Raw genomic sequence first — 23419 nt, forward strand, 5'->3', positions numbered from 1 at the left:
TCACTCCTCTCTTAACTGCTGTTGACTTACAATTGCTTGTGTCAATCTTTCAGCAATGGCTTCATAGCCTTTGGCATTAGGGTGAAAATGGTCGGTATATAGAAATTCCTTTACTTGCCCTTGAAATAAGTCAAAGACCGGGATAATAACCAAATTCTCATATTGAGAAGCAAGCATTTGCAGCTGGTAATTCCAATTAATGACGAATTGTGAGGTGTCTCCGAGTACAGTCAAATCCTCAAATGGGTTATAAAGGCTGATCCAATAGATAGGGGCATCGGCATTTTGCTCCCGGAGTCTGTCGAGTATCTTTCGGCTATTCGTTTCAAAGGCATCAGTATCTGGGGCATAGTCAGCCAGATTCTCAGCCGTCAATCCTTCCACACCGGGAAATAAATCATTGCCACCGATTGTCATAAGAATGATATCTGCCTTTGAGATGGCATGATTGGCTCCGGGAGTTTGCAGGAGAGAGGCGAGGTCGCCAGTCTTTGCACCGCTTACGGATAAATTTGCGAGAGAAATATCCTGATTGTACTCATCTGTCAATGTACGGGTTAGTCTTTTCACATATCCTTGGTCAGAGTCATCACCTATGCCTCGCGTGAGCGAATCACCAAGAGCGACGATAGAGAGTTTCTCATCCTCTGCTGCTTGCTCTGTTTCAGGTTCCATTTGGTAATTGGCGCTGTTTAATTTATTTGGCTCGAGAACAGCCGCTGTAGCTTGCAGGAAACCAATTAGGAGGAGTACAGAGACCATAAGGCCTGTAATGAGCAGGAAAGCAGGCATCCACCATTTTTTCATCTATATCACCTTCTTTTGATTATTTCATGATTCTCCCCTTAGTTTTCTCTTGTCTATTATTATTAAACCAAAATTTTCCGTCTGATGAAAACATGAGGAAGAATGAAAGACCTTTGCATTCATTACAGAGTTTTCTTATACTATAGAAATCAATGATATACATAGAGTGGAGCATAAAAGATGAATGTAGATAAATTATCGAAAAGACTTGAACGAGTATCAACGTATATTCCAGGCGGGGCCATCTTGGCAGATATCGGGTCCGACCATGCCTATTTGCCTTGTTATGCCATTAAAGAAGAGCTTGCATCTCAAGCTATTGCAGGTGAGGTAGTAGAAGGGCCGTACCAATCAGCCATCACGCAGGTTAAGGAATCGGGCTTAGAGGAGCGAATAGCTGTCCGCAAAGGAAATGGGCTAGAGGTACTGAGTCCGGGAGAAGCAAGCGCCATCACGATTTGCGGAATGGGCGGTTCCTTGATCACCCGTATTCTTGATGAGGGCAAGGAGAAGCTGTCTGGTCAGGAACGTCTTATTTTACAGCCGAACATTGGTGCGCAGTTCATTCGAACATGGCTTATGGATGAGGGCTGGCAATTGACGGGAGAGGAAATCCTCGAGGAAGATGGAAAGATTTATGAGATTTTGGTTGCCGAAAAAGGTGAGCCTCATCAGCCTTATGCCGGGTTAAACGAAGAGGCTGCCATACTGATGGGACCTTATTTGCTAAAAGGGCAAAATGAAGTATTCAAGAAAAAATGGAACCAGGAATTGACTCATTGGCGAAGAATTATCAAACAGGTAGAAGAGAGCGGAAATGAACGTTCTTTAGAGAAGAAAGAGGAGCTTACCCGCTTAATTGAAATTGTGGAGGAGGCGCTTGAGAGATGAAGATTCCAAACGGCTATGAGGTCATTCAATTATTCGAGAGTTTCTCGCCAAAATATCTGGCAGAGGATGGAGACCCTATCGGCCTTCAGGTCGGAACGCTTTCCAAGAAGATCAGCAAGGTGCTAATTGCGCTTGATGTGACAGAAGACGTTGTGGATGAGGCAATTGCCGGCGGAGCTGACATGATTTTAGCCCATCATCCATTTATTTTCCGGCCGTTAAAGAAGATTGATTTCAGCCATCCCCATGGAAGAGTCATTGAGAAGCTAATCAAGCATGATATTACCCTGTATGCGGCTCATACGAACTTAGATGTGGCTGAAGGCGGAGTCAATGATATGCTGGCGGAGGCTCTTGGGCTTCAAGATTTCACGGTTCTTGCTCCAACTTATCGGGAAGGCTTAAAGAAATTGGCTGTCTATGTGCCGGCCGAAGCCGAGGAAAAGGTGCGAGAGGCACTAGCTCAAGCAGGTGCCGGCCATTTAGGGCATTACAGCCATTGCAGCTTTTCTGCTGAAGGGATTGGACGGTTTAAGCCTGATGAGCATGCTAACCCGCATATCGGTGTTGAAGGGAAGCTTGAGGCGGTGCAGGAGGTGAAGGTTGAGGTCGTGGTGCCTGAGCCCCTGGTCAATAAAGTGATACGGGCCATGCTGAATGCGCATCCGTATGAAGAGGTGGCCTATGATTTGTATACGCTCGACAACCAAGGTGATAAGGAGCTTGGCTTAGGACGAGTCGGCATGCTGCCAGAGACGATGACCTTGCGAGAGTTTGCCGAGAAGGTGAAGATGGCGTTTGATGTGAAGACCGTGCGTGTAACGGGCGATTTAACTGCCCAGATTAAAAAAGTGGCCGTACTGGGAGGGACCGGGGATAAATTTGTCCGCACAGCCCAATTTAAGGGAGCGGACGTATTCGTAACGGGCGATATTTATTACCATACAGCGGTCGACTTCAAGCAAGAGGGTATGAATATCATAGACCCTGGCCATAATGTAGAGAAAATCATGAAAAAAGGCGTTGCCTCCAAGATGGATGCTCTTTGCAAAACAGCCGGATTTGAGATGGAGTGGAGCGCATCAATTATTGATACGGACCCATTCCAGGTTATATAAGAAATGACACTATTAATAGATAAGGCCATGAACTAATGATAGGTTCATGGCCTTTTGTTTTCCTATTTATTTCACTTTCACCTTAGGCAAAATCTTAGACAAAGGAACTTGCTTCTCATGTATCCAGGTAGAAGGGTCATTTGCATCAAATTGCTCAAGGAAAGTGATAACTTCTTTCGTAATAGGAGTCGGGGTGGAAGCTCCTGCTGTCACGCCGACCTTCTCGGCATCCTTGATCCAATCGATGTTCAATTCGCTGACATCAGCGATCCGATAGGCGGTTGTGCCTGCTATTTCTTCAGAAACCTGGGCGAGGCGGTTGGAGTTATTGCTCTTTGGATCTCCAACGACAATGACGACATCCAAATCCTTCGCTTGTTCGGCAACAGCTTCCTGGCGAACCTGGGTTGCCATGCAGATTTCTTTATGAATTTCGGCTCCAGGGTATTTCTGCTTCACTTCGTCGATTAGATCGGCAACATCCCATTGGCTCATTGTCGTTTGGTTTGTGACAATAATCTTGTCGTTAGCAATGTTGAGGTTGTCAATGTCCTCTTTGCTTTCTACCAAATGGACAATCTTTGGAGCGACACCAACAGCGCCTTCAGGCTCTGGATGTCCCTTTTTGCCAATATAAATAATGTCATAGCCTTCTTTTTCCTTGGCCTCAATCAGATTGTGTGTCGCCGTTACATCCGGACAGGTAGCATCAATAGTTACAAGTCCTTTTTGTTTGGCGATCTCACGTACCTCAGGAGAAATGCCATGGGCCGTAAAAATGACTGTACCAGAATTGACCTTTTCAATAATTTCTTTGCGGTCTTTCCCATCGAGCGTAATGATTCCTTCTTGTTCAAACGCTTCTGTCACATGCTGATTGTGAACAATCATGCCTAATATATAAATCGGCCTAGGTAATGTTTTATCTAAAGCGGCATTTCGAGCGATGACCATCGCATCAACAACACCGTAGCAATATCCGCGCGGGGAAATTTTAGTTACTTTCATTAAGAATATACAGCCTCCTTGCTCATTGAACCCTGTAAAAGGGTATGTGTTCTCTATATTATAATCGAGAGCATGGAAACTTACAAAAAAAGAAGTTGAAGAGGAGGAAATAACAGGACCGCTGGAAGCTTGTCCGCATAAAAAATGCCCCGCATGCAGGGCAAAATTCATTAAATGAACAATTTTGGTACGGATGGTTTTGAAGCTGAGCTTTTCGGTGCAGCTTTTATCGTTTCTTCTTCTGTTGACAATGTTGCTGCAGAAGCAGTTTCCTCATGCACTGTGCTTATGTCGTCAACTGCTGGCGTTTCCGTTTCGGCAGAATCAGCAGCTGTGTCAGCTGCTTTCAGCCCTCTGTACATTTTCCACATGGAAGGAAGATTCTTGATCAGTGGTCCGTATTGCTGTACTTGACGGACCATAGGAACGATTCTTTCTCCTGCGGCGAGGACCTTTTGTGTGCCGTTCATGATATTCGTCAAGGAAGCTCCTCCTTGGGCTGCAGATCCGGCAGCGCCTGTGACGGAACGAGCGGCTGTTACTGCATTGCCTGCAGCACCTCCGCCGCGTCCGAATAGAGAGGAGAGGATTCCGCCGCTGCGCGGTGCTCCTGCGGCAGCTCCTTGTGCCCCGCGGGCAAATAATCCTCTTGCTCCAGCAGCGCCGGCGTTGTTTGCAGCACCCATCATTCCCCTGGGGGCCATCATGCCAGGCCGGATCATGCCTCCCCCGCGTGGAGGAAGGAACATTGGTGGTCTCATTGGTGGCATTTGTTCGCCTCCTTTCTCCCTGTAGTCTAACCGCTAAAACTCATCTTGCACGGTTCCTTATATGGTATGTCGGACGAGTGTGGATAAGTGCCTTGAGTTAGAAGAATAGGCTTTTAATCCGTTAAAAACTTGTGAATACTAGTTAACATAAGGTAATATGAAAAGGATAAAAGGATATGTGTTAAGCATGTTGAGAAAGTTGGTTAAAAATGAGTTCATTTACATTATTCAAATTGCCGGACCATGTGTTGGAGGCTGTTGAGAAGGTTGGTTTCAAGGAACCGACAGTCATTCAGGAACGGGTCATTCCTTCCGTATTAAGCGGCAAAAGCATTATCGGCCAGTCCCAAACAGGAACGGGGAAAACGCATTCCTTCCTCTTGCCGATCATGACCCGCATTCAAGTGGAAGAATCAGCCGTACAGGCAGTCATTACTGCTCCGACACGGGAGCTTGCCTCACAAATTTACAAGGCTGCGACAGAGCTGAACGAAAAATTTCCGGAAGATAAACAAATTCATATAAAAAGTTATGTGGGCGGTACTGATAAGCAGCGTTCGATTGATAAATTGACCGTTCAGCCGCAATTGGTGATTGGAACACCTGGGCGCATTAAAGATTTGATTGAGGAAAATGCGCTTGTAGTATACTCTGCCAATACGCTTGTAGTGGATGAAGCAGATCTCATGATTGATTTAGGGTTTATGGAGGATGTTGATAAGGTAGCCGCGAGAATGGCGCCGGAATTGCAAATGCTGGTCTTCTCTGCAACGATTCCTGAGAAGCTGCAGCCATTCCTGAAGAAATATATGAATAATCCAAAGCATATCCACGTTGATCCGAAGAAAGCATCAGTGGACAAGCTACAGCATATACTCGTTCCTGTCAGACACCGCGACAAAGCGAAATTAGTGAAGGAAATCCTAGCCCTGCAAAACCCTTTCCTTGCGCTTGTATTTGCCAATACTAAGCAGAATGCTGATGAACTGGCGGATTCCTTGTTAGAGAAAGGACTCCAAGTCGGACGCTTACACGGCAATTTACCAGCGCGTGAGAGAAAGCGCGTCATGAAAGAAATCAACTCCTTGAAATATCAATATGTAGTCGCAACGGATTTGGCGGCACGAGGAATTGATATTGAAGGCGTCAGTCATGTTATTAACTATGAAATCCCGCAGGACTTAGATTTCTATATTCACCGTGCAGGCCGGACGGCACGTGCCGGTATGTCTGGCCTTGCGATTACCTTGTTTGAGGAAAAGGATGAAGAAGCGCTGCGGAAGTTAGAAGCCATGGGCATTACCTTCTTGAATCGCGATGTTGTGAAGGGTGAATGGGTTGAGATTGATGACCGCAATAAACGGAAAAAACGTAAAGACACATCCAAGGCTGGAGAAGTGAAGAAGTATGGGAAATTCTCCAAGCATTTACGTAAAGTGAAACCAGGCTATAAGAAGAAAGTAAAAGCAGAAGTGGAAAAAATAAAGAAGAGAGAAAGACGCTTAAAGAAAAAGTAGGGGGTATAGTCATTGACGGCATTGAAAATAGGCTCGCATGTATCGATGAGCGGAAAGAAAATGCTTCTAGCAGCAAGTGCGGAAGCCGCATCTTACGGAGCGAACACCTTCATGATTTATACAGGTGCGCCTCAGAATACACGCAGAAAGAAAATTGAAGAGCTGAATATTGATGAGGGCAGAAAGCATATGGAAGCGAACGGTATTAGCGATATCGTTGTCCATGCCCCATATATTATCAATATTGGCAATGCGGTTAACCCGGCTACCTACCAGCTTGGTGTCGATTTCCTTCGTTCAGAAATTGAGCGAACAGAAGCGATTGGTGCTAAGCAAATTGTCCTTCATCCAGGGGCACATGTTGGTGAAGGATCTGAAATCGGCATTAAAAGAATCATTGAGGGACTCAATGAAGTTATCATTCCGGGGCAGGATGTACAGATTGCTCTTGAAACGATGGCTGGTAAAGGCTCAGAGTGCGGACGAAGCTTTGAGGAGCTGGCGATGATTTTTGATGGTGTTACCCATAACGACAGGCTTAGCGTATGCTTTGATACATGCCATACGCATGATGCCGGCTATAATATCGTTGAGGATTTTGACGGGGTTTTAAATGAATTTGATAAATTAATCGGTGTACAGAATATTAAGGTGCTGCATATCAATGACAGCAAGAATGAATGCGGGATGAGAAAGGATCGGCATGAAAATATCGGCTATGGCAAGATAGGCTTTAAGCCGCTTCATTATATTGTCCACCATCCGCAGCTTGCGGACATTCCGAAGATTTTGGAGACACCTTATGTCGGTACTGACAAGAATAACAAGAAGGCTCCATACAAATATGAGATTGACATGTTAAAGGACGGAAATTGGACCAATTTCCAAGAGATGATGCTTGGCCAAATGGTCTAAAGTTGAAGCTCTTCCCGGTATATATAGAGGCCAAATCACCTGCTGATTTGGCCTCTATTCTTTCCCTTCAGTTGCCGGTCAGACTATAGAACAATTGTTCAATTTGCTTTGCCCTGTTAGAGCCAACAATTTGCTCAATCTGTACGAGTAATTCCTTTCGTTGCGACTCATCAAAAATATTTATGGATTTTCCTTTCAATAAGCGAACGATTTGCTCGGCCTCTGAATTGGACAGGGTAACCCCTTGCTGAGCGGAAAAGCTAAGCAATTCACCTGTCGTAATGCGGTTAAGCTTCATGTTGATAATCGTTTCGAATAGCTTCATTCCTATCACCCCATAGTTACATTATGAGAGGGTGCGTCTAAAATGAACCAAATCAGCAAATGTTAAGTAAATAGGTTTACATTCACAGTCTGCTCCTGTATACTACTTTTGTAAATCGTAATCATTCTTATTAACAGGCGGGAGATTATGAAAGAAGAAATAATCAAATTAGACCATATAACGTATAAATATGAACAAGAAGATGTCCTCGAGGATATTAACCTGACTGTAAGGGAGGGGGATTTCCTCACTATTGTCGGACCGAACGGGTCAGGCAAATCCACTTTATTAAAGCTCATCCTTGGAATCAATCGAGTGCAGCAAGGTGAGATTTATTTATTTGGCGAGAAAATCAATCGCTTTAAGAATTGGGAAAGAATCGGATATGTATCTCAGAAGGCCAATTCATTTAACAGCGGATTTCCGGCGACAGTCGAGGAAGTTGTCGCAAGCGGATTGACGAAGAAGATTGGCCTTTTCCGCTTCTATAAGAAGAAACACCGCGAGAAGGTTTTTCAAGCATTGAAGGAAGTGGGGATGGAGAATTTTTTACATCGCACGATTGGCGACCTTTCAGGCGGGCAGCAGCAGCGTGTTTTCATTGCAAGGGCGCTTGTCAGTGATCCGGAATTATTGATTCTTGATGAGCCAACTGTCGGTGTGGATGTACGAAATGTATCCAACTTCTATGACCTTTTATTTGAATTGAATCGTAATCTTGGCTTAACCCTCATCTTGGTTACCCATGATACGGGCACCATTACAGAGAAGGCGACTCATATTGCCTGCTTAAATAAGCAGCTGCATTTTCATGGCGACTCCTATGAATATGAGGAATTGAATAATCAGGATATGTCAGCTTTCTATGGTCATGATGTCTACACTTTAAAGCATGATCATTAATGTGGAGGAAATAGTATGCTAGCAATGTTTCAGTATGAATTTTTACAAAATGCCTTTATTTCAGGTTTAATCATAGGGGTCATCGCTCCCTTGCTCGGTGTTTTCATTGTGGTTCGTAAGCTATCCTTGATTGCGGATGCGCTTAGCCATGTAACCTTAACGGGAATAGCAGCAAGCTTGCTTTTGAGCAAGGAATTCCCGGCAATGTTCGCCAATCTGAATCCGCTCTATTTGGGAATGGGCTTTTCGGTTGGTGGCTCCTTATTTATCGAACGTCTGCGAAGCGTGTATAAACATTACCAAGAGCTGGCGATACCGATAATTCTCTCTGGAGGAGTGGGTCTGGGAGCTATCTTCATTTCGATGGCGAACGGCTTTAACGTCGATTTATTCAGCTATTTATTCGGCAGCGTGAGTGCAGTCAGCCGTACGGATCTTTGGGTAATCACAATCATTAGTATCATTGTAGTCTTTACAGTTATTTTCTTATATAAAGAACTGTTTCTTCTATCATTTGATGAGGAGCATGCCAAGACATCCGGCATATCTGCTAAAACCATTCATTTTATCTTTATTGTCCTTGTGGCGCTAGTCATTGCTATCTCAATGCGAATTGTCGGTGTGCTGCTTGTCTCAGCGCTGATGACTCTTCCGGTGGCAGCTGCCCTGAAGGTTGCCAAGAGCTTCAAGCAAACCATTTTTGTGTCTATTCTATTTGGGGAGATTGCCGTAATTGGCGGATTGTTTAGTGCCTATTATTTGAATCTGGCTCCTGGAGGAACCATTGTCGTCTTGGCCATCTTGGTTTTACTCGCAACGATTCTATTCAAGAAATGGCAAGTGAACCGATGAGGAGGAATTCTTGTGGATGTACAAAGAGCGCTTCAATTGCTAAAGAACGAAGGATATAAATATACAGAGAAACGAGAGGATATGTTAACTCTCTTCTCCAAAAGCAACCGGTATTTAACGGCCAAGGATGTTCTCGAACAATTAAAGAGTTCTTATCCAGGCATGAGCTATGATACCATCTATCGTAATCTGTCGCTGTACGTGAAGCTTGGCATTCTTGAGGCAACAGAGCTTTCAGGCGAAAAATGCTTCCGCTTTGCGTGTGAGGGCAGTCATCATCATCACCATTTCATTTGCATGGAATGCGGAAAGACCCGACATATTGATGCATGTCCGATGGAACACATCAAAGAAGATTTAAGTGGTTATGAAATCTCTGGGCATAAATTCGAGATCTATGGGGTGTGCCCGGATTGCCAGCCGCATCCATGAGCTTAATTATAAAGCCGCAATGTGTGTAATAACTCACATGTTGCGGCTTTTTTATATGATATGGTTTTTATAGAAGGGAGGGCGTATAGATATGGATAAGAAGGTTTTTGAGACTTTGGATAGAATGGGAATCGTTTTTGAAGTAGTGGAGCATCCTCCTGCGACTTCGACGGAACAAGCTTCTGAATATATTGCAGGGAAGAGTGGTGTGCGGACGAAAACATTATTCCTGACTAACCAAAAGAAGACTGCCTATTACTTAGTCGTCACAGATGAAGGGAAACGAATCAATCTGCATCATCTGGCTGAATCCTTGGGTGAAAAGCGTATAAAATTCGCTTCAGAGACGTTGCTAAGAGACAAGCTTGGCACTGTCCCGGGTGTTGTGTCGGTCTTCGGGCTCCTGAATGAGCAGGCCCGTGATGTTCAACTCATCCTAGATGATGCGTTTGGGCCTGATATGATTGTTACCTTTCATCCGGATGTGAATACAAAGACGCTCTTTATGACAGTAAGGGATATGAAGATGTTTGCCCATCATCTGGGGATTGAGGTGTGCATGCTTTCGATAGCATGAAATAAAAAAGGCAGACGGCGGATTCGTTCCGCTGTTTTTTTGAGCTGTAAACGTTACTTCTCAGGATGGGCGAATTCTACCGAAAAAGCTTATCAAAACCAAAGGGCTGAGCACGCAAGCTTGTAAAATGAAGCTCTCGGCTCAGCCTTATATTGGTCTTATTCAGCTGTTTCCTGTCTCCAGCGGTCCACCCATGCCTTTGCCTCAATCCAGTCATTAACGCGAACCACATTTTCAGGTACGGCCATCCGATTGTATGGTGCATCAAATAGCAGGACCGGAATGCGGCATTCCTCTGCAATAGCGACAGCATTATCATGCTTATCCTCAAAGAATAGATCCACACGATGTTTTTTGGCTGAAGCAATCTTGTCATGGCTGCCAATCAGCTCGATATGATGGTATAGCAAATCATGCTTATCAAACCATTGCTTTGTGACAGGCAGCAGGTTTTCACTGCGGGCACTAATGAAATAGAGCTCATAGCTTTCCTTCCATTCGTTCAAAACTTGCCCGGCATAAGCGGCCATTGGCGATTCTGTGTATATCCTCGGCTCCTGCTCCTTAAACCATTGTTGAAATTCAAGGGCGGGGACGTCTACAAAAGGTGTTAATTCATATTCCGTGATATCATCAAGGGTTAGCTGCAGCTTAAAAGCCTCATTTATGAACGGAAGCAGTGCTTCCTGGCAAGTTACAGTCCCGTCAATATCGATTCCAAATCGCTTTTGTTTTTTCATTATGGTTATTCCTCCAAGTAATTGTACATATGAAATCTTCCGCATTCATGCTATATTTTGTTGCTTTTTGCAACATCTTCTCCTTATGACTTTTCGCCTTCATGAGAACACTAGAATTGCTTCATCAACATAAAAGGGGGAGAAGGCATTGTCGAAGCGGAATGGAAGAATGGCCAACTCGCATCGGCAAATTACCTCGATGCGCAAAAATGATGAAAGACCGGCTGCTGAAGCTATTCAACAAAAAAAACCGATGATTGGCTATATCGCCATTCTTCTGTCCATTATATCTTTATTTCTTTATCCCGTCATATTTGGTTTGATGGGATTTTTGACAGGGATTACCGCTATAAAAAGAAGCCTTCGGATTTTTGGAATTCCGGCTGTCTTGATTAGTCTTTTTTCAGTTTTGGCAGGTTTATTCGTCTATCCTTTCTTTTAGGTAAATAAAAACAGGAGCTGCGTTCACAGCTCCTGTTTTTGCGTGCATTATTCAATGACGGTATTTGCTTGTTCCTTTTCTAGACGTTCTTTCTCGTAGTATTCTTCAGCTAGGATATCGATTTCTTTCTTCAATTCATCAACCATAATGGCTTCAGGAACTTTTCGTACGATCTTTCCTTTACGGAATAAAAGCCCTTCGCCTCTCGCACCGGCAATTCCTATGTCAGCTTCCCTGGCTTCACCAGGTCCGTTGACCGCGCAGCCAAGAACGGCTACCTTTATTGGGGCTTTAATCTTTTGAATATATTCATCGACCTCATTGGCAATGGAAATTAAATCGATTTCAATACGTCCGCAAGTCGGGCAGGAAATTAATGTTGCTGAGTTAGCGGAAAGACCAAAAACTTTCAATAGTTCACGCGCAACCTTGACTTCTTCAACAGGATCCGCACTTAAGGAAATGCGAAGCGTGTTCCCGATCCCTTTGCTTAAGAGGGCGCCGATTCCTGCAGCACTTTTTACAGTGCCGGAGAACAAGGTGCCGGATTCCGTAATTCCTAAGTGAAGCGGATAATCAAAGGCTTGGGCTGCTTTCTCGTATGCTTCGATAGCCAGGCGTACGTCTGAGGCTTTCATGGATACGATAATATCATGGAAATCGAGGTCTTCCAGGATCTTGATATGATGAAGGGCACTCTCTACCATTCCATCTGCTGTTGGATAGCCGTATTTCTCCAAAATCTTGCGCTCAAGCGAACCGGCATTCACGCCAATTCGGATAGGAATTCCTTTTGCCTTAGCGGCTTGTACAACAGCCTCTACCTTTTCGCGGCGGCCGATATTACCCGGATTGATTCGAATCTTGTCAGCTCCGCCTTCAATTGCGATTAAAGCTAATTTATAGTCGAAGTGGATATCAACGACAAGCGGGATATTAATTTGTTTCTTAATATCGGCAATTGCACGTGCGGCACGCTCATCCGGGCAGGCAACCCGTACGATTTGGCAGCCGGCTTCTTCCAATCGTTTGATTTCCGCGACGGTTGCTTCCACATCATGTGTCTTCGTTGTGGTCATACTCTGTATAATGACTTCATCGTTGCCTCCGATTGTTAAGTGACCAACTTTCACGGGGCGGGTTTTGGTACGATGTATTAATTCACTCACTGATCATTCTCTCCTTTTAGGCGAATTGCCTCTATGCAAACAAAGCATTTCTAATATATTGTATCAACGGTTGCCATGTAATTACAATTAAAGAGATTGGCAATCTCCTTAATAATTCTTCAGTTTGTATGTCTGGCCAATTTTAATTTCCTCAGGGCTCAATCCATTATTTAAAGTACGGAAGTCTTTAATAATCTGTTCAATAGGAACAGGAAGTGTCCCTTCTTTTTCTTCTATTAAGGAGATGACGGTATCGCCAGGCTCCACTTTTATATTATAGTAGGTTTCTTTGGTTTTATCCACAGCGGCTGGAGTTGCTTTTGGCAAGGTGCCGTATGTCAGGTCATAGTAGACAGAATAGATGACAATGCAGCAACCAAGGAAAATAAGTAGTTTTTTGACCATCTTCTCCTCCTGCCTTTCCCTTTTACTAGATTATATGCGGATAAGAGAGTGAATAGAATAGAGTTGGATTGATTTCTCTATCTTTTTTGGCTGGATGATCGAGAGCAAATAGAAAATGCCCGGAAATGATCCGGGCATTCGCTCATCTTCGCCAATAAAGGCTAAGCTTTTGGTTTCTTTGGCACAGGCAATTCCTTGATAGCCATATATAGCATCATCAGGCTAATAAACCATTTCACATAGAAGTCGCCAACGACTGGAACTTGAATGAATTCCATAATCGTAAAGAACACAACTGAAAGCGTAAAGCTGTATGCGGCAAGACGCCATTGCTGGCCGAAATTGATTCGACGGCCAAGTATGGCGGCGAATAGGCCGCCGAAATAAGCGAGCAATGTCACTTCAAGGAATTGAAGCGCTGCTGTCATCACGTACATGACAAGAATGACAAGAGCAATGACTAAATATAGGGAAGCTTTCGCGTTTTCTATGTATTCACTTGCCGATTCATTATTTAGGTTAAGCCCAGGAATCAAGGAGTATTCTAGCTCCTGTGCTTGACCGTTAACTACGAGGACTGCCTTATTCTTTAACAGGCCGACTGTGACATCACTTGAGTTATTCAAGTCTGAGGCATTCAAGGTGCCGGTACTGTCAAACTGAAGCGTGAAATCATCCTTTTCAATTCGCTGGGGCGTTTCGGCATCTGAGTAAAGAGTGCCATCTTTGATTTCGAATGGCGGAATGTCTGTTTTTAATGTCGTGCTGAATTCACTTACATTCGTTAGTGCAGCCATTGTGGTATATGTGGCGAGCGGCAAGATCATAATGAATGTAAGGAAGAATACGTAAAAAATTGTTTTACCGATGCCTTGGAAGCGATATTTGGCAATATCCTTAGGCGAGTAAAGGCTTTTAACTAATTGAGCAAAAATATTCATCTTGGGCTACAACACCTTTTTCTAATATCATTCTTTATTCTATCTGCCTTAGGTCAATATTACAAGGCAGTTCGCTCGGCAGTGCGGCAGAGTTGGGGTAAACTGTAGGTATAAATGAAACGAAAGGGAGGGGACAAAGAGTGGAGTGGATCTACTGGCTCGTTATTTGGGCATTATTTGTCATAGGGTTCATAGGACTTATATTCCCAATTATTCCGGGTGTGCTTTGTATTCTAGGCGGAATGCTTGCGTACGGGCTGTTTTTCTCGTTTGACCAATTTAACTGGCTATTCTGGGTTGTGCAGGGCATGTTTGTCCTATTATTATTCTTCGCTGATTATTTAGCTAATTTATTGGGTGTGAAGAAATATGGCGGTTCTAAGGCAGGGGTATGGGGGAGTACGATTGGATTGCTGGCGGGCCCCTTCATTATACCAGGATTCGGTATCATCATCGGGCCATTTGCCGGGGCTGTCATTGCGGAGCTCTTGGTCCATCGCAAGCCCATCAAGACTGCAGCTGCCATTGGTCTAGGCTCTGTTATCGGTTTTGTAGGGAGCACAATCACCAAATTGGTCATTCAAACGATTATGATTATTTACTTTTTCATCGCTATATAAACGTAAGCATTTCTATTGAAAATAATGGCGATGATTGGTACTCTAGAATTAATCACTTCGGTCAAATTGACAAAATTGTCTGTAAGTGTTAATTATTGACGATATTAGGAGGAATGTTACAATGGCATTTTCTTTACCACAATTACCGTACGAGTATGATGCATTAGAACCACATATTGACAAAGAAACAATGAATATTCACCACACAAAACATCATAACACGTATGTTACAAATTTAAATGCAGCACTTGAAGGACAAGAAGACTTAGCAGGCAAGAGCTTAGAAGAATTACTAGCTAATATTGAGTCTGTTCCTGAAAATATCCGTACAGCTGTACGCAACAATGGCGGCGGTCACGCTAACCACTCCCTATTCTGGGAATTGCTTTCTCCAAACGGCGGCGGTGAGCCAACTGGCGAACTAGCAGAAGCAATCGCAGCTAAATTCGGAAGCTTTGAAAGCTTCAAAGAAGAGTTTGCTAAAGCAGCGACAACTCGTTTCGGCTCCGGCTGGGCATGGTTGACTGTTAAAGACGGCGAGCTAGAACTTTCTAGCACAGCAAATCAAGATTCTCCATTAATGGAAGGAAAAACACCGATCCTTGGTCTTGATGTTTGGGAGCATGCGTACTACCTAAACTACCAAAACCGTCGTCCAGAATACATCGCATCCTTCTGGAATGTTGTTAACTGGGATGAAGTATCTAAACGTTACGCAAGCGCAAAATAAGACAGCCTTTTAAGTGTTTTGGAAACCGGAGCCTTGAGCTCCCTTTTCCAAAACGCTTTTTCTTATGCTCTTTTTAAAGCCTGAAAAAGCTGAGTTGTTAACTACTTCCAAGTGAAATATGCTTACATGTTCTGAGTTTCCCGCAGGAAAACTAACCGAGATGAAGGGGAGTTTTCATAATGGGAATTCAAAATGGCGTTATCAGTAAAATTAAGTCTAACAAGGAATTGTATATCCTGATTTTGATTGGGGGTTTATACTCATTAAGCACCGCATTGTCCAATACATTTGTGAATGTTTACTTATGGAAACAAAATGAGGCATTGCTGGATTTGGGCATTTATAACTTAGCGGTTGTTCTTCTTCAGGGGGCTGCCTTTCTTTTTGCTGGCGGGCTTGCGAAAAAAGTTGATCGTATTATCGTCTTGCGTATCGGCGTTTGCTTCTTAGCGTCTTTTTATTTGGTGGTTCTATTTTTTACGAGTGGCTCTCGCCTTTATTTAGTGTTGATTGGAAGCTTGCTTGGCCTGGGATATGGGTTTTATTGGCTTGCCTATAATCTTCTCACCTTTGAGATCACTGAACCTGAAACGAGGGATTCGTTTAACGGTTTACAGGGGATATCTGGTGCGTTAGGCGGAATGATCGGTCCATTCTTCGCTGGGTATGTTATCAGCAGCATGATAGGAAACACCGGTTACTTAATCATTTTTGGCTCTTCTCTATCCTTATTTGTCATTGCGGTCATTTGCAGCCTATTTTTGAAAAGAAGGGCAGCAGAGGGGAAGTATCGATTAAAGCAAGTGATGTCCGAGAGGAAGCGGAATCCTGATTGGAAGCGGATTACATATGCAAATTATTCGCAGGGACTGAGAGAAGGCGTGTTTGTATTCATTATCTCAGTTTTTGTATTCATAGAGACAGGGAGTGAAATGGCATTAGGAACCTTCACGCTCATAAGCTCGGGAATTTCCTTTCTCGCCTATTTTCTTGTAGGCAGATATGTAAAGGTGAAATATAGGAAGGGTTCGATGTTTGCTGGAGCTACGCTTCTGTATGGAGCAATTGCATTTTTGGTTTATAAAGTCTCCTATGTTAAACTGCTCATCTTTGCCTCTGTCATAGCGCTGGCATATCCTTTATTATTTGTGCCATATATGTCCCTGACCTATGATGTAATTGGGAGGGCCAGAGAGGCGGCAATATATAGAATTGAATATATTGTCATTCGAGAGCTGTATTTAAATGCTGGGAGAGCGACTTCGATTTTGGTGTTTATGGGGATAATCATGATGCTTCCAGAGGATTTAGGCATTAAGATTCTCTTGCTTGGAGCAGGGGCGGGGCATGTTTTTGTGTATTTGTTCATGAGAAAAGTAGCCATGAGAAATATAGATTGACTGGAATCTTTTACTTCTGTTAATCTTGATTAATTGGTACTAAAATGATAACCGAATGCAACTATGAAGGGATGGAGACAGTGAAAGTCAGAAAGAAAAAAAAGAAAAAACAGCTACCATTTCGCATGAATGTTTTGATATTCATTGTGTTTTTACTTTTCTCTGCCCTCCTGCTAAGACTGGGAATCGTCCAGATTGTCTATGGAGATGATTATAAACGCGAAATTGCGAAAACGGAGGAAGTAACGGTGCAAAACTCTGTCCCGAGGGGAAAAATCTATGATCGGAACGGACAGGTTATCGTTGATAATCAGCCGCTTTACGCCATTACCTATACTAGGACCCAAACAACATCAACAGAAGAAATGTTAGAGACAGCTGAGAAGCTGGCGAAACTGATAGATGTAAAAACGGATAAGCTTCGTGAACGGGATAAGAAGGATTTCTGGATTCTATTGAATCCATCAAAAGCAAAGAAAAAAATCACAGAAGCGGAATACGCGAAGCTGAATGAAGGCAAATTGACAGATGATGAAATTTATAAGTTGCAGCTTGACCGGATTACAGAGAAGGAGATTGATTTCTCTGAAGATGAGCTTGAAGTATTAGCCATCTACAGTACATTTATCTCTGGATATTATTTATCTCCGCAAATAGTCAAGAATAACGAGACAACCTATGAGGAAGTTGCTCGAGTCAATGAACAGATTGAGAACCTTCCTGGTGTCGATACAACGACTGACTGGGAAAGAAAATATGCGTATGGAAGCACGCTAAAATCAGTGCTCGGTAAAGTTTCATCCTCAAATGAAGGACTTCCATCTGATAAAGTTAAGTATTATCTGGCGCGCGGATACAGCCGCAATGATCGGGTTGGCACATCATACTTAGAACAACAATATGAAGAAGTACTGCGCGGGCAGCAAGAGAAAATCCGTAATGTAACGGATAAAGCCGGCAATATTGTCAGCAACGAAATCATTACAGAAGGGCAGCGCGGCAAAGATATCTTGCTAACCATTGATATGGATCTGCAAATAGCAACGGAAGAAATTATCGAAAAGCAATTGAAGGCCAAGACTGGAAAGGCAGATACTAGATTTTTGGACCGTGCATATGCCGTTATCTCTGATCCGAAAACGGGTGAGATCTTGACGATGGCAGGCAAGAAGTATGCCAGAGATGAAAAAACAGGACAGATGAAGATGACAGACCATGCGCTTGGCACCTTTACTTCTTCCTATGCAATGGGCTCCTCTGTCAAAGGGGCGACCATATTGACAGGTTACCAAACCGGGGCCATTTCACCTGGTCAGGTCATCCTTGATTCACCAATGAAGATCAAGGGAACCCCTGTGAAAAAATCCTGGAAAACCTTTGGTAATATTAATGATATTGATGCCTTGCGAGTCTCCTCTAACGTATATATGTTCAAAACTGCGATTGCGCTTGGCGGCGGTCATTATGCGGAGGGGAAATCATTGAGTGTCCGAGATTCAGCCTTTTCTACCATGCGCAGCTACTATAATCAATTCGGTCTTGGTGTACGGACAGGAATTGATTTGCCGGGAGAGATTTCGGGCTATAAAGGCATTACCCAGAATGCAGGGTTATTGATGGACTTTGCGATTGGGCAATATGACACTTACACACCGATGCAGCTTAATCAATATGTTTCCACCATTGCAAATGGCGGGAACCGAGTCAAGCTTCATTTACTGAAAGAAATTCGAGAACCATCTGATGATGAAGCATCATTAGGCAAGGTTATTAAAGAAGTTCAAACAGAAGTCCTGAATACTTTGCCAATGAAGGAATCATGGATTAATCGTGTTCAAGAAGGCTTCAGACAGGTTACGCAAGTTCCGGGCGGTACAGCCTATTCCTACTTTGCCAATGCCAAATATGACCCAGCAGGAAAAACAGGTACAGCTCAAGCCTTCTATGACGGTCCGAATTGGGAAAAAGGCACCATACAGCCAGATACGTATAATATTACTTTCGTGTCCTATGCACCAGCCGATAACCCTGAGATAGCCATCAGTGTTGTTGTGCCATGGGCTTATCAAAGAACGGGCCATAAGATGAACCTTGAGATCGCAAAAGAGGTTTACGAAAAATATTTTGAGTTGAAAGCTGAAAGATCTGGTACAAATAAGGACTCTGATAAGGCCGCTGACATAGACTCAGACTCCAATGCAGCAGACACTGATGAGGAATAAGTATTATGAGACAGGTGGAAAACATTCTAATGTTTTTCGCCTGTTTTTTTGTTTATTGGACCCAATCCTGCTGGAGAGGGTCTTTTTGCTTTATGGCTAAACAGTCATGAGTCATATGCTTGCCAGTTTTTAGGGCTTGAATTTACAAACAATAATAAATATTTACATAACCTTTACATTGGATTAACCCCTGGTTTAAATTGCTTGTTTAATATAGAAACTGTAAAGGGTATGCGAAATTAATCAAGGTATAAATAAATCAGGAAAAACAGGAGGCAATTAGTTATGTTTAAGAAATGGAAAAGAGCATCATTCCTCTTGACACTTGTGCTAATAATGGGAGTTCTTGCGGCTTGCGGAAATGACAACCCAAATGATGCGTCATCCTCTGATGGGGTGGGAGCGGAAATATCCGGAATTGTCACAGCGGCTGGGTCAACCGCGCTTCTGCCATTGGCTGATGTAGCTGCAAATGAATTTATGCAAAAGCATTCTGATGTATCTGTCACCGTACAAGGAGGAGGCAGCGGCACGGGAATTAATCAGGTTGCGAATGGGGCTGTAAACATTGGAAACTCTGATGTTCCATCTGCTGATAAGATTGAAGATGAAGCTCTTGCCGGTCAGTTAGTGGATAATAAAGTGTCCGGAATTGCTTTTGGGATAGTCGTAAATGAGGATGTGAAGGTCGATGATCTTACAGTCGAACAAATTCAAGGGATTTTCTCCGGGAAAATTACCAATTGGAAAGAAGTCGGCGGTCAGGATCTAGAAATCAACGTCATAAATAGACCTGCTTCCTCCGGAACACGTATCACATTTGATAAAACCGTTATGAAAGATGTCAAAATTAATGACAGTATTGGAACAAATCAAGATTCAAATGGTGCTGTTGAAAATTCAATCAATTCAACCTCGGGTTCAATTAGTTATTTGGCAATGAGTTACTTAGTCGAAGGTAAGGATACTTCTTTGAAAATTATCACTATTGATGGCGCAGAACCAACAACAGATGATGTGGCAAATGGAAGTTATCCTTTCTGGTCCTATGAATACATGGTGACAAAAGGTGAGCCAAAAGGAGCTGCTAAAGCATACATTGACTTCTTAGTGAGTGAGGAATTTGCTGAAAAAGTAGATCAAATGGGTTATATCCCTATGGTTGAATTGATGGATAGATAAAAGATTGATAACAATGGCTTCTATGCCATTTCTGTAATCGTGTTTAAATGAGAGGAGCAGATAGGGATGAAAGGCCACAAGTCGATTAACTACTGGAAGAGTGAATATATAGGCCGAACCCTTGTAACATTATGCGGAATCGTGATTGTGCTCACAACATTGGCAATCATCGCATTCATAGCTGGCAAGGGGATACAGTCATTCACCGTGAGCGGCATTTCACTTTGGGAAATGATTACCTCAACAAATTGGAGTCCAAATGACGGGCATTATGGTGCCTTGATTTTCATAGCGGGATCTACACTCGTATCGATTGGAGCGGTGCTGGTGAGTGCCCCGATTGCCATTGCATTGGCCATATTCATGAATTATATTTCACCTAAGTTCGGAGAAAAGGTATTGCGGCCAGTGCTGGAATTATTGGTTGGTATTCCGTCTGTTGTATATGGTTTATTAGGTGTTTCCATACTTGTGCCATTCCTCAGGGATTCATTTGGCGGAGTAGGTTTCAGCTTGATGGCAGGGATAATCGTTCTTAGTATCATGATTCTGCCGACAATTGCCACCTTAGCCTCAGATGCCTTGAGAGGGGTGCCGCCGCAATTGCTTGAGGCATCTTACGGACTTGGGTCGACCAGATGGCAAGCGATTAGCCGTGTGGTGATTCCTGCCGCCAAGAAAGGTGTGATGACAGGGATAGTCCTTGGTCTTGCCCGCGCCTTTGGTGAGGCACTGGCGGTTCAGATGGTTATCGGCAATACGATTAAATTACCTGAGGCATTGACAAGCCCAACGGCTACTTTAACAGGAGTTTTGACCATGGATATGTCAAATACGTTAAATGGAACAGCCTGGAATAATGCCCTTTGGAGCTTGGCGCTGATCCTATTGGTAATATCATTCTTATTTATCCTGATTATTCGTTTTATTGGAAATAGAGGTGGTGAAAAATGATGAATTCACGCACAGTCAATAAGATTTGGACAGGTATTTTCTATATTGTAGCCATCTTTATTGTCCTCCTTCTTGGTTTCCTCGTTTTTGAAATATTGAAAAGAGGCTGGGGATTTTGGGATTTATCCTTCCTGACTGGTAAATCGAGTAATGTCGAGGCCGGGGGAGGGATAGGGTATCAATTATGGAACTCCTTCTATATGCTGATCATTACGTTAATCATATCTGTCCCGCTTGGTTTGGGAGCAGGTATCTATTTGGCAGAATACGCGAAACCTGGAAAATTGTTAAACTTTATTCGTTTGTGTATTGATACGATGGCATCGCTTCCTTCCATCGTGGTTGGATTATTCGGTTTGCTCGTGTTTGTTACGGCAACAGGCTGGGGGTATACAATCATTGGTGGTGCGCTTGCCATTACCATTCTCAATTTACCAAGCCTTGCACGTGTAAGTGAGAGTGCTATATTGGATGTTCCGGGGAGTGTGAAGGAGGCCAGCCTTGGTTTAGGCGCAACAAGGTGGCAAACAATCGTGAAAATCACCCTGCCTTCGGCGATGCCTCAAATCATTACAGGAGTTATTCTTGCCGCAGGCCGTATATTTGGAGAGGCAGCCGCACTAATCTATACAGCTGGATTAATGACACCAATCCTGAATCCGGCAGCAGATTTAAGCAATCCTGTGAACCCGTTTAATATCTTCCGGCCAGCTGAAACCTTGGCTGTCCATATCTGGAAGCTGAATTCGGAGGGCATTGTGCCAGATGCACAAGCAATCGCAACAAAATCAGCAGCGGTGCTCATTATTATGGTTTTGATCTTTAATTTGCTCGCACGTTTATTCTCGACTCTATTGCAAAAGCATTTCGAGGGAAGCAAAGGGAAAAAGAAAAAGACTCAGGCAGCTGCTTGATGATTGATAACAGGTATTCGATCGATAGGGGGATAATGACATGAGTGAAATAAAAGATAAAAAGCAGGAGATGGCCATGCAAACAGAACAATCTAAATCCATGGATGCAAAACCGCTCGTTTATGATACAAGAAATTTGAATCTATGGTATGGAGACAATCATGCCTTGAAAGACATTAATTTGCCCATCCAGGAGAATGAGGTTACAGCCATCATCGGACCATCTGGCTGTGGGAAATCGACTTATATCAAAGTTTTGAATAGAATGATTGAATTAGTTCCTAGCGTCAAAACAACTGGTGAGATTCTCTATAGAGGCGATAATATCTTTGATAAGAGCTATCAAGTGGAAGAGCTGCGCAAAAAGGTTGGAATGGTGTTCCAAAAGCCAAATCCATTCCCGAAATCCATTTATGAAAATGTCGCTTATGGACCGAAAATCCATGGTGTTAAAAATAAAAAAGAGCTGGATGAAATCGTAGAAACGAGCTTGCGCGGAGCCGCCATTTGGGATGAGGTGAAAGACCGTCTTCATGAGAATGCCTATGGTCTTTCCGGCGGACAGCAGCAGCGGATCTGCCTTGCTCGATGCTTGGCTGTCTCACCGGATGTCATCTTGATGGATGAGCCGACTTCAGCGCTTGACCCGATTTCTACGCTGAAGGTAGAAGAACTAGTTCAGGAGCTGAAGGAAAAATTCAGTATTATCATAGTGACGCATAACATGCAGCAGGCAGCGCGTATATCTGATAAGACTGCCTTCTTCTTGAGCGGTGAAGTCATCGAATTTGATGATACCGATAAAATATTCTCCACACCTAAGGATAAGCGGACGGAGGATTATATTACAGGACGTTTTGGTTAATCATTTTATAGGTGAAGGGAGAAGATAAGAATGGTAGTCAGAGAGAAATTCGAAGGTGAGCTTCAAGAATTAAAGGTCAATGTAATCAAAATGAGTGATATGGCTGTTGTGGCACTTGAGAAAGCTTATAAAGCCCTGCTTGAAAAAGATATTGATCTAGCTTTAACAGTTTTGGATGAAGATAAGAAGCTTGATAAGCTTGAGGAGGACGTCGAAGAGGCTGCTATCTTAATGATTGCCAAGCAGCAGCCAGTCGCATCTGATTTGCGTCATATCATATCTGCTATCAAGATTTCTTCAGAGATTGAACGTGTGGGTGATTATGCGAAGAATATCGCCAAAACAGCCATTCGATTAGCGAAAGAAGAACGGCCGTTTGAAAATGCTGCTGTGGCTGAAATGCATGAAATTGGCCTAAGGATGATGGCGATGTTCAAAGAGGCCTATGTGGAAGAAAACCTTACAATGGCTAAGGAACTCGCAGAGCTTGATGACCGTATGGATGAGCTTTACGGGCAAGTCATCAAGTCTATCTTAAATGCGTCTCCTAAAGGGAATGATTCACGAAATCAAAACTCTCAGCTATTATTCCTCGTACGCCATTATGAAAGAGCAGGAGACCATATTACCAATCTGGCTGAGGATATTTTGTATATGGCAAAGGGCAGACGATATCACCTGAATGACTGATAAGGTTGCATGGAAATCCCCCCTCGAAAA

At 43.3% G+C, this 23419-nt stretch carries 26 protein-coding genes; 18 read left to right on the top strand and 8 right to left on the bottom strand.

Features of this window, described 5'->3' with window-relative positions; translation table 11 throughout:
* Entirely contained in the window at positions 1-807 is an 807-nt protein-coding gene (locus tag CYL18_RS00855) for a GDSL-type esterase/lipase family protein (RefSeq protein ID WP_104847580.1), read from the bottom strand.
* Positions 808-987: 180 nt separating this feature from the next.
* Between CYL18_RS00855 and CYL18_RS00860 the strand changes: the two genes are divergently transcribed.
* A complete protein-coding gene (locus CYL18_RS00860; protein WP_104847581.1) occupies positions 988-1698 on the top strand; it encodes a tRNA (adenine(22)-N(1))-methyltransferase in 711 nt (236 codons plus the stop codon).
* Complete coding sequence (locus CYL18_RS00865) at positions 1695-2816, top strand: Nif3-like dinuclear metal center hexameric protein (RefSeq protein ID WP_104847582.1); 1122 nt, start codon at positions 1695-1697, stop codon at positions 2814-2816. Before CYL18_RS00860 ends, CYL18_RS00865 begins: the two co-directional genes overlap by 4 nt.
* Before the next feature lie 66 nt (positions 2817-2882).
* Here the strand turns inward: CYL18_RS00865 and CYL18_RS00870 are convergent, their stop codons facing one another.
* Entirely contained in the window at positions 2883-3824 is a 942-nt protein-coding gene (locus CYL18_RS00870) for a 4-hydroxy-3-methylbut-2-enyl diphosphate reductase (protein ID WP_104847583.1), read from the bottom strand.
* A 170-nt stretch (positions 3825-3994) separates the two neighbouring features.
* Positions 3995-4594, bottom strand: a complete 600-nt coding sequence (locus CYL18_RS00875) for a YqfQ family protein (protein ID WP_236636183.1) — start codon at positions 4592-4594, stop codon at positions 3995-3997.
* A 209-nt stretch (positions 4595-4803) separates the two neighbouring features.
* On the opposite strand from CYL18_RS00875, the gene CYL18_RS00880 reads away from it, so the two are divergent.
* The gene (locus tag CYL18_RS00880; protein ID WP_104847584.1) at positions 4804-6111 is read left to right on the top strand and encodes a DEAD/DEAH box helicase; all 1308 of its coding nucleotides are present in this window, start codon (positions 4804-4806) and stop codon (positions 6109-6111) included.
* A gap of 21 nt (positions 6112-6132) precedes the next feature.
* On the top strand, positions 6133-7026 hold the full coding sequence (locus CYL18_RS00885) for a deoxyribonuclease IV (protein ID WP_104848311.1): 894 nt from the start codon (positions 6133-6135) through the stop codon (positions 7024-7026).
* Positions 7027-7093: 67 nt separating this feature from the next.
* Here the strand turns inward: CYL18_RS00885 and CYL18_RS00890 are convergent, their stop codons facing one another.
* Positions 7094-7351, bottom strand: coding sequence for a DUF2624 family protein (locus tag CYL18_RS00890; RefSeq protein ID WP_104847585.1), 258 nt, complete (start codon positions 7349-7351; stop codon positions 7094-7096).
* A gap of 147 nt (positions 7352-7498) precedes the next feature.
* Here CYL18_RS00890 and CYL18_RS00895 point away from each other — a divergent pair, with 147 nt between their 5' ends.
* The 4 genes from CYL18_RS00895 (at position 7499) to CYL18_RS00910 (ending at position 10115) form a co-directional block, all read left to right on the top strand.
* Complete coding sequence (locus tag CYL18_RS00895; RefSeq protein ID WP_201741221.1) at positions 7499-8254, top strand: metal ABC transporter ATP-binding protein; 756 nt, start codon at positions 7499-7501, stop codon at positions 8252-8254.
* A 15-nt stretch (positions 8255-8269) separates the two neighbouring features.
* Positions 8270-9106 carry a metal ABC transporter permease gene (locus CYL18_RS00900; RefSeq protein WP_104847587.1) on the top strand — a complete coding sequence of 279 codons (837 nt, stop codon included), beginning with the start codon at positions 8270-8272 and terminating at the stop codon, positions 9104-9106.
* A gap of 12 nt (positions 9107-9118) precedes the next feature.
* Positions 9119-9538: a Fur family transcriptional regulator gene (locus CYL18_RS00905; RefSeq protein ID WP_104847588.1), complete on the top strand. Its 420-nt coding sequence runs from the start codon at positions 9119-9121 to the stop codon at positions 9536-9538.
* Between the two features lie 91 nt (positions 9539-9629).
* Complete coding sequence (locus tag CYL18_RS00910; RefSeq protein WP_104847589.1) at positions 9630-10115, top strand: YbaK/EbsC family protein; 486 nt, start codon at positions 9630-9632, stop codon at positions 10113-10115.
* Between the two features lie 158 nt (positions 10116-10273).
* On the opposite strand, the gene CYL18_RS00915 is transcribed toward CYL18_RS00910, so the two are convergent.
* Positions 10274-10855 (bottom strand): 5' nucleotidase, NT5C type, encoded by a 582-nt coding sequence (locus tag CYL18_RS00915; RefSeq protein WP_104847590.1) that lies wholly within the window; start codon positions 10853-10855, stop codon positions 10274-10276.
* A 148-nt stretch (positions 10856-11003) separates the two neighbouring features.
* Here CYL18_RS00915 and CYL18_RS00920 point away from each other — a divergent pair, with 148 nt between their 5' ends.
* Complete coding sequence (locus CYL18_RS00920) at positions 11004-11297, top strand: hypothetical protein (RefSeq protein WP_104847591.1); 294 nt, start codon at positions 11004-11006, stop codon at positions 11295-11297.
* A 47-nt stretch (positions 11298-11344) separates the two neighbouring features.
* Here the strand turns inward: CYL18_RS00920 and ispG are convergent, their stop codons facing one another.
* The 3 genes from ispG to CYL18_RS00935 all read right to left on the bottom strand — a co-directional run bounded on the left by ispG (position 11345) and on the right by CYL18_RS00935 (position 13812).
* Complete coding sequence (ispG, locus tag CYL18_RS00925) at positions 11345-12466, bottom strand: flavodoxin-dependent (E)-4-hydroxy-3-methylbut-2-enyl-diphosphate synthase (protein WP_104847592.1); 1122 nt, start codon at positions 12464-12466, stop codon at positions 11345-11347.
* Positions 12467-12574: 108 nt separating this feature from the next.
* Complete coding sequence (locus CYL18_RS00930; RefSeq protein WP_104847593.1) at positions 12575-12871, bottom strand: LysM peptidoglycan-binding domain-containing protein; 297 nt, start codon at positions 12869-12871, stop codon at positions 12575-12577.
* Between the two features lie 161 nt (positions 12872-13032).
* Positions 13033-13812 carry a DUF1189 domain-containing protein gene (locus tag CYL18_RS00935; RefSeq protein ID WP_104847594.1) on the bottom strand — a complete coding sequence of 260 codons (780 nt, stop codon included), beginning with the start codon at positions 13810-13812 and terminating at the stop codon, positions 13033-13035.
* 140 nt (positions 13813-13952) lie between these two features.
* Between CYL18_RS00935 and CYL18_RS00940 the strand changes: the two genes are divergently transcribed.
* The 9 genes from CYL18_RS00940 to phoU all read left to right on the top strand — a co-directional run bounded on the left by CYL18_RS00940 (position 13953) and on the right by phoU (position 23389).
* Positions 13953-14432: a DUF456 domain-containing protein gene (locus tag CYL18_RS00940; RefSeq protein WP_104847595.1), complete on the top strand. Its 480-nt coding sequence runs from the start codon at positions 13953-13955 to the stop codon at positions 14430-14432.
* A gap of 121 nt (positions 14433-14553) precedes the next feature.
* A complete protein-coding gene (locus CYL18_RS00945) occupies positions 14554-15162 on the top strand; it encodes a superoxide dismutase (RefSeq protein ID WP_104847596.1) in 609 nt (202 codons plus the stop codon).
* 179 nt (positions 15163-15341) lie between these two features.
* Positions 15342-16562 (top strand): MFS transporter, encoded by a 1221-nt coding sequence (locus tag CYL18_RS00950; protein WP_104847597.1) that lies wholly within the window; start codon positions 15342-15344, stop codon positions 16560-16562.
* A gap of 71 nt (positions 16563-16633) precedes the next feature.
* A complete protein-coding gene (locus CYL18_RS00955) occupies positions 16634-18784 on the top strand; it encodes a peptidoglycan D,D-transpeptidase FtsI family protein (protein WP_104847598.1) in 2151 nt (716 codons plus the stop codon).
* A gap of 285 nt (positions 18785-19069) precedes the next feature.
* A complete protein-coding gene (locus tag CYL18_RS00960; protein ID WP_104847599.1) occupies positions 19070-19966 on the top strand; it encodes a phosphate ABC transporter substrate-binding protein PstS family protein in 897 nt (298 codons plus the stop codon).
* 66 nt (positions 19967-20032) lie between these two features.
* A complete protein-coding gene (gene pstC, locus CYL18_RS00965) occupies positions 20033-20920 on the top strand; it encodes a phosphate ABC transporter permease subunit PstC (protein ID WP_104847600.1) in 888 nt (295 codons plus the stop codon).
* Positions 20920-21834 (top strand): phosphate ABC transporter permease PstA, encoded by a 915-nt coding sequence (gene pstA / locus CYL18_RS00970; RefSeq protein ID WP_104848312.1) that lies wholly within the window; start codon positions 20920-20922, stop codon positions 21832-21834. Before pstC ends, pstA begins: the two co-directional genes overlap by 1 nt.
* Positions 21835-21904: 70 nt before the next feature.
* Entirely contained in the window at positions 21905-22699 is a 795-nt protein-coding gene (gene pstB / locus CYL18_RS00975; RefSeq protein WP_201741235.1) for a phosphate ABC transporter ATP-binding protein PstB, read from the top strand.
* Positions 22700-22729: 30 nt separating this feature from the next.
* Positions 22730-23389 carry a phosphate signaling complex protein PhoU gene (gene phoU, locus CYL18_RS00980; RefSeq protein WP_104847602.1) on the top strand — a complete coding sequence of 220 codons (660 nt, stop codon included), beginning with the start codon at positions 22730-22732 and terminating at the stop codon, positions 23387-23389.
* The last annotated feature ends 30 nt before the right edge of the window (positions 23390-23419 follow it).

Source organism: Pradoshia eiseniae (assembly GCF_002946355.1).
GTDB lineage: Bacteria > Bacillota > Bacilli > Bacillales > Pradoshiaceae > Pradoshia > Pradoshia eiseniae.

What these genes read in the sequence shown, in the direction of transcription:
- CYL18_RS00855 (WP_104847580.1), bottom strand. Translation starts at nt 807, where the DNA reads ATGAAAAAATGGTGGATGCCTGCTTTCCTGCTCATTACAGGCCTTATG.
- CYL18_RS00860 (WP_104847581.1), top strand. Translation starts at nt 988, where the DNA reads ATGAATGTAGATAAATTATCGAAAAGACTTGAACGAGTATCAACGTAT.
- CYL18_RS00865 (WP_104847582.1), top strand. Translation starts at nt 1,695, where the DNA reads ATGAAGATTCCAAACGGCTATGAGGTCATTCAATTATTCGAGAGTTTC.
- CYL18_RS00870 (WP_104847583.1), bottom strand. Translation starts at nt 3,824, where the DNA reads ATGAAAGTAACTAAAATTTCCCCGCGCGGATATTGCTACGGTGTTGTT.
- CYL18_RS00875 (WP_236636183.1), bottom strand. Translation starts at nt 4,594, where the DNA reads ATGCCACCAATGAGACCACCAATGTTCCTTCCTCCACGCGGGGGAGGC.
- CYL18_RS00880 (WP_104847584.1), top strand. Translation starts at nt 4,804, where the DNA reads ATGAGTTCATTTACATTATTCAAATTGCCGGACCATGTGTTGGAGGCT.
- CYL18_RS00890 (WP_104847585.1), bottom strand. Translation starts at nt 7,351, where the DNA reads ATGAAGCTATTCGAAACGATTATCAACATGAAGCTTAACCGCATTACG.
- CYL18_RS00895 (WP_201741221.1), top strand. Translation starts at nt 7,499, where the DNA reads ATGAAAGAAGAAATAATCAAATTAGACCATATAACGTATAAATATGAA.
- CYL18_RS00900 (WP_104847587.1), top strand. Translation starts at nt 8,270, where the DNA reads ATGCTAGCAATGTTTCAGTATGAATTTTTACAAAATGCCTTTATTTCA.
- CYL18_RS00910 (WP_104847589.1), top strand. Translation starts at nt 9,630, where the DNA reads ATGGATAAGAAGGTTTTTGAGACTTTGGATAGAATGGGAATCGTTTTT.
- CYL18_RS00915 (WP_104847590.1), bottom strand. Translation starts at nt 10,855, where the DNA reads ATGAAAAAACAAAAGCGATTTGGAATCGATATTGACGGGACTGTAACT.
- CYL18_RS00930 (WP_104847593.1), bottom strand. Translation starts at nt 12,871, where the DNA reads ATGGTCAAAAAACTACTTATTTTCCTTGGTTGCTGCATTGTCATCTAT.
- CYL18_RS00935 (WP_104847594.1), bottom strand. Translation starts at nt 13,812, where the DNA reads ATGAATATTTTTGCTCAATTAGTTAAAAGCCTTTACTCGCCTAAGGAT.
- CYL18_RS00945 (WP_104847596.1), top strand. Translation starts at nt 14,554, where the DNA reads ATGGCATTTTCTTTACCACAATTACCGTACGAGTATGATGCATTAGAA.
- CYL18_RS00950 (WP_104847597.1), top strand. Translation starts at nt 15,342, where the DNA reads ATGGGAATTCAAAATGGCGTTATCAGTAAAATTAAGTCTAACAAGGAA.
- CYL18_RS00955 (WP_104847598.1), top strand. Translation starts at nt 16,634, where the DNA reads ATGGAGACAGTGAAAGTCAGAAAGAAAAAAAAGAAAAAACAGCTACCA.
- CYL18_RS00960 (WP_104847599.1), top strand. Translation starts at nt 19,070, where the DNA reads ATGTTTAAGAAATGGAAAAGAGCATCATTCCTCTTGACACTTGTGCTA.
- pstC (WP_104847600.1), top strand. Translation starts at nt 20,033, where the DNA reads ATGAAAGGCCACAAGTCGATTAACTACTGGAAGAGTGAATATATAGGC.
- pstA (WP_104848312.1), top strand. Translation starts at nt 20,920, where the DNA reads ATGAATTCACGCACAGTCAATAAGATTTGGACAGGTATTTTCTATATT.
- pstB (WP_201741235.1), top strand. Translation starts at nt 21,905, where the DNA reads ATGGCCATGCAAACAGAACAATCTAAATCCATGGATGCAAAACCGCTC.
- phoU (WP_104847602.1), top strand. Translation starts at nt 22,730, where the DNA reads ATGGTAGTCAGAGAGAAATTCGAAGGTGAGCTTCAAGAATTAAAGGTC.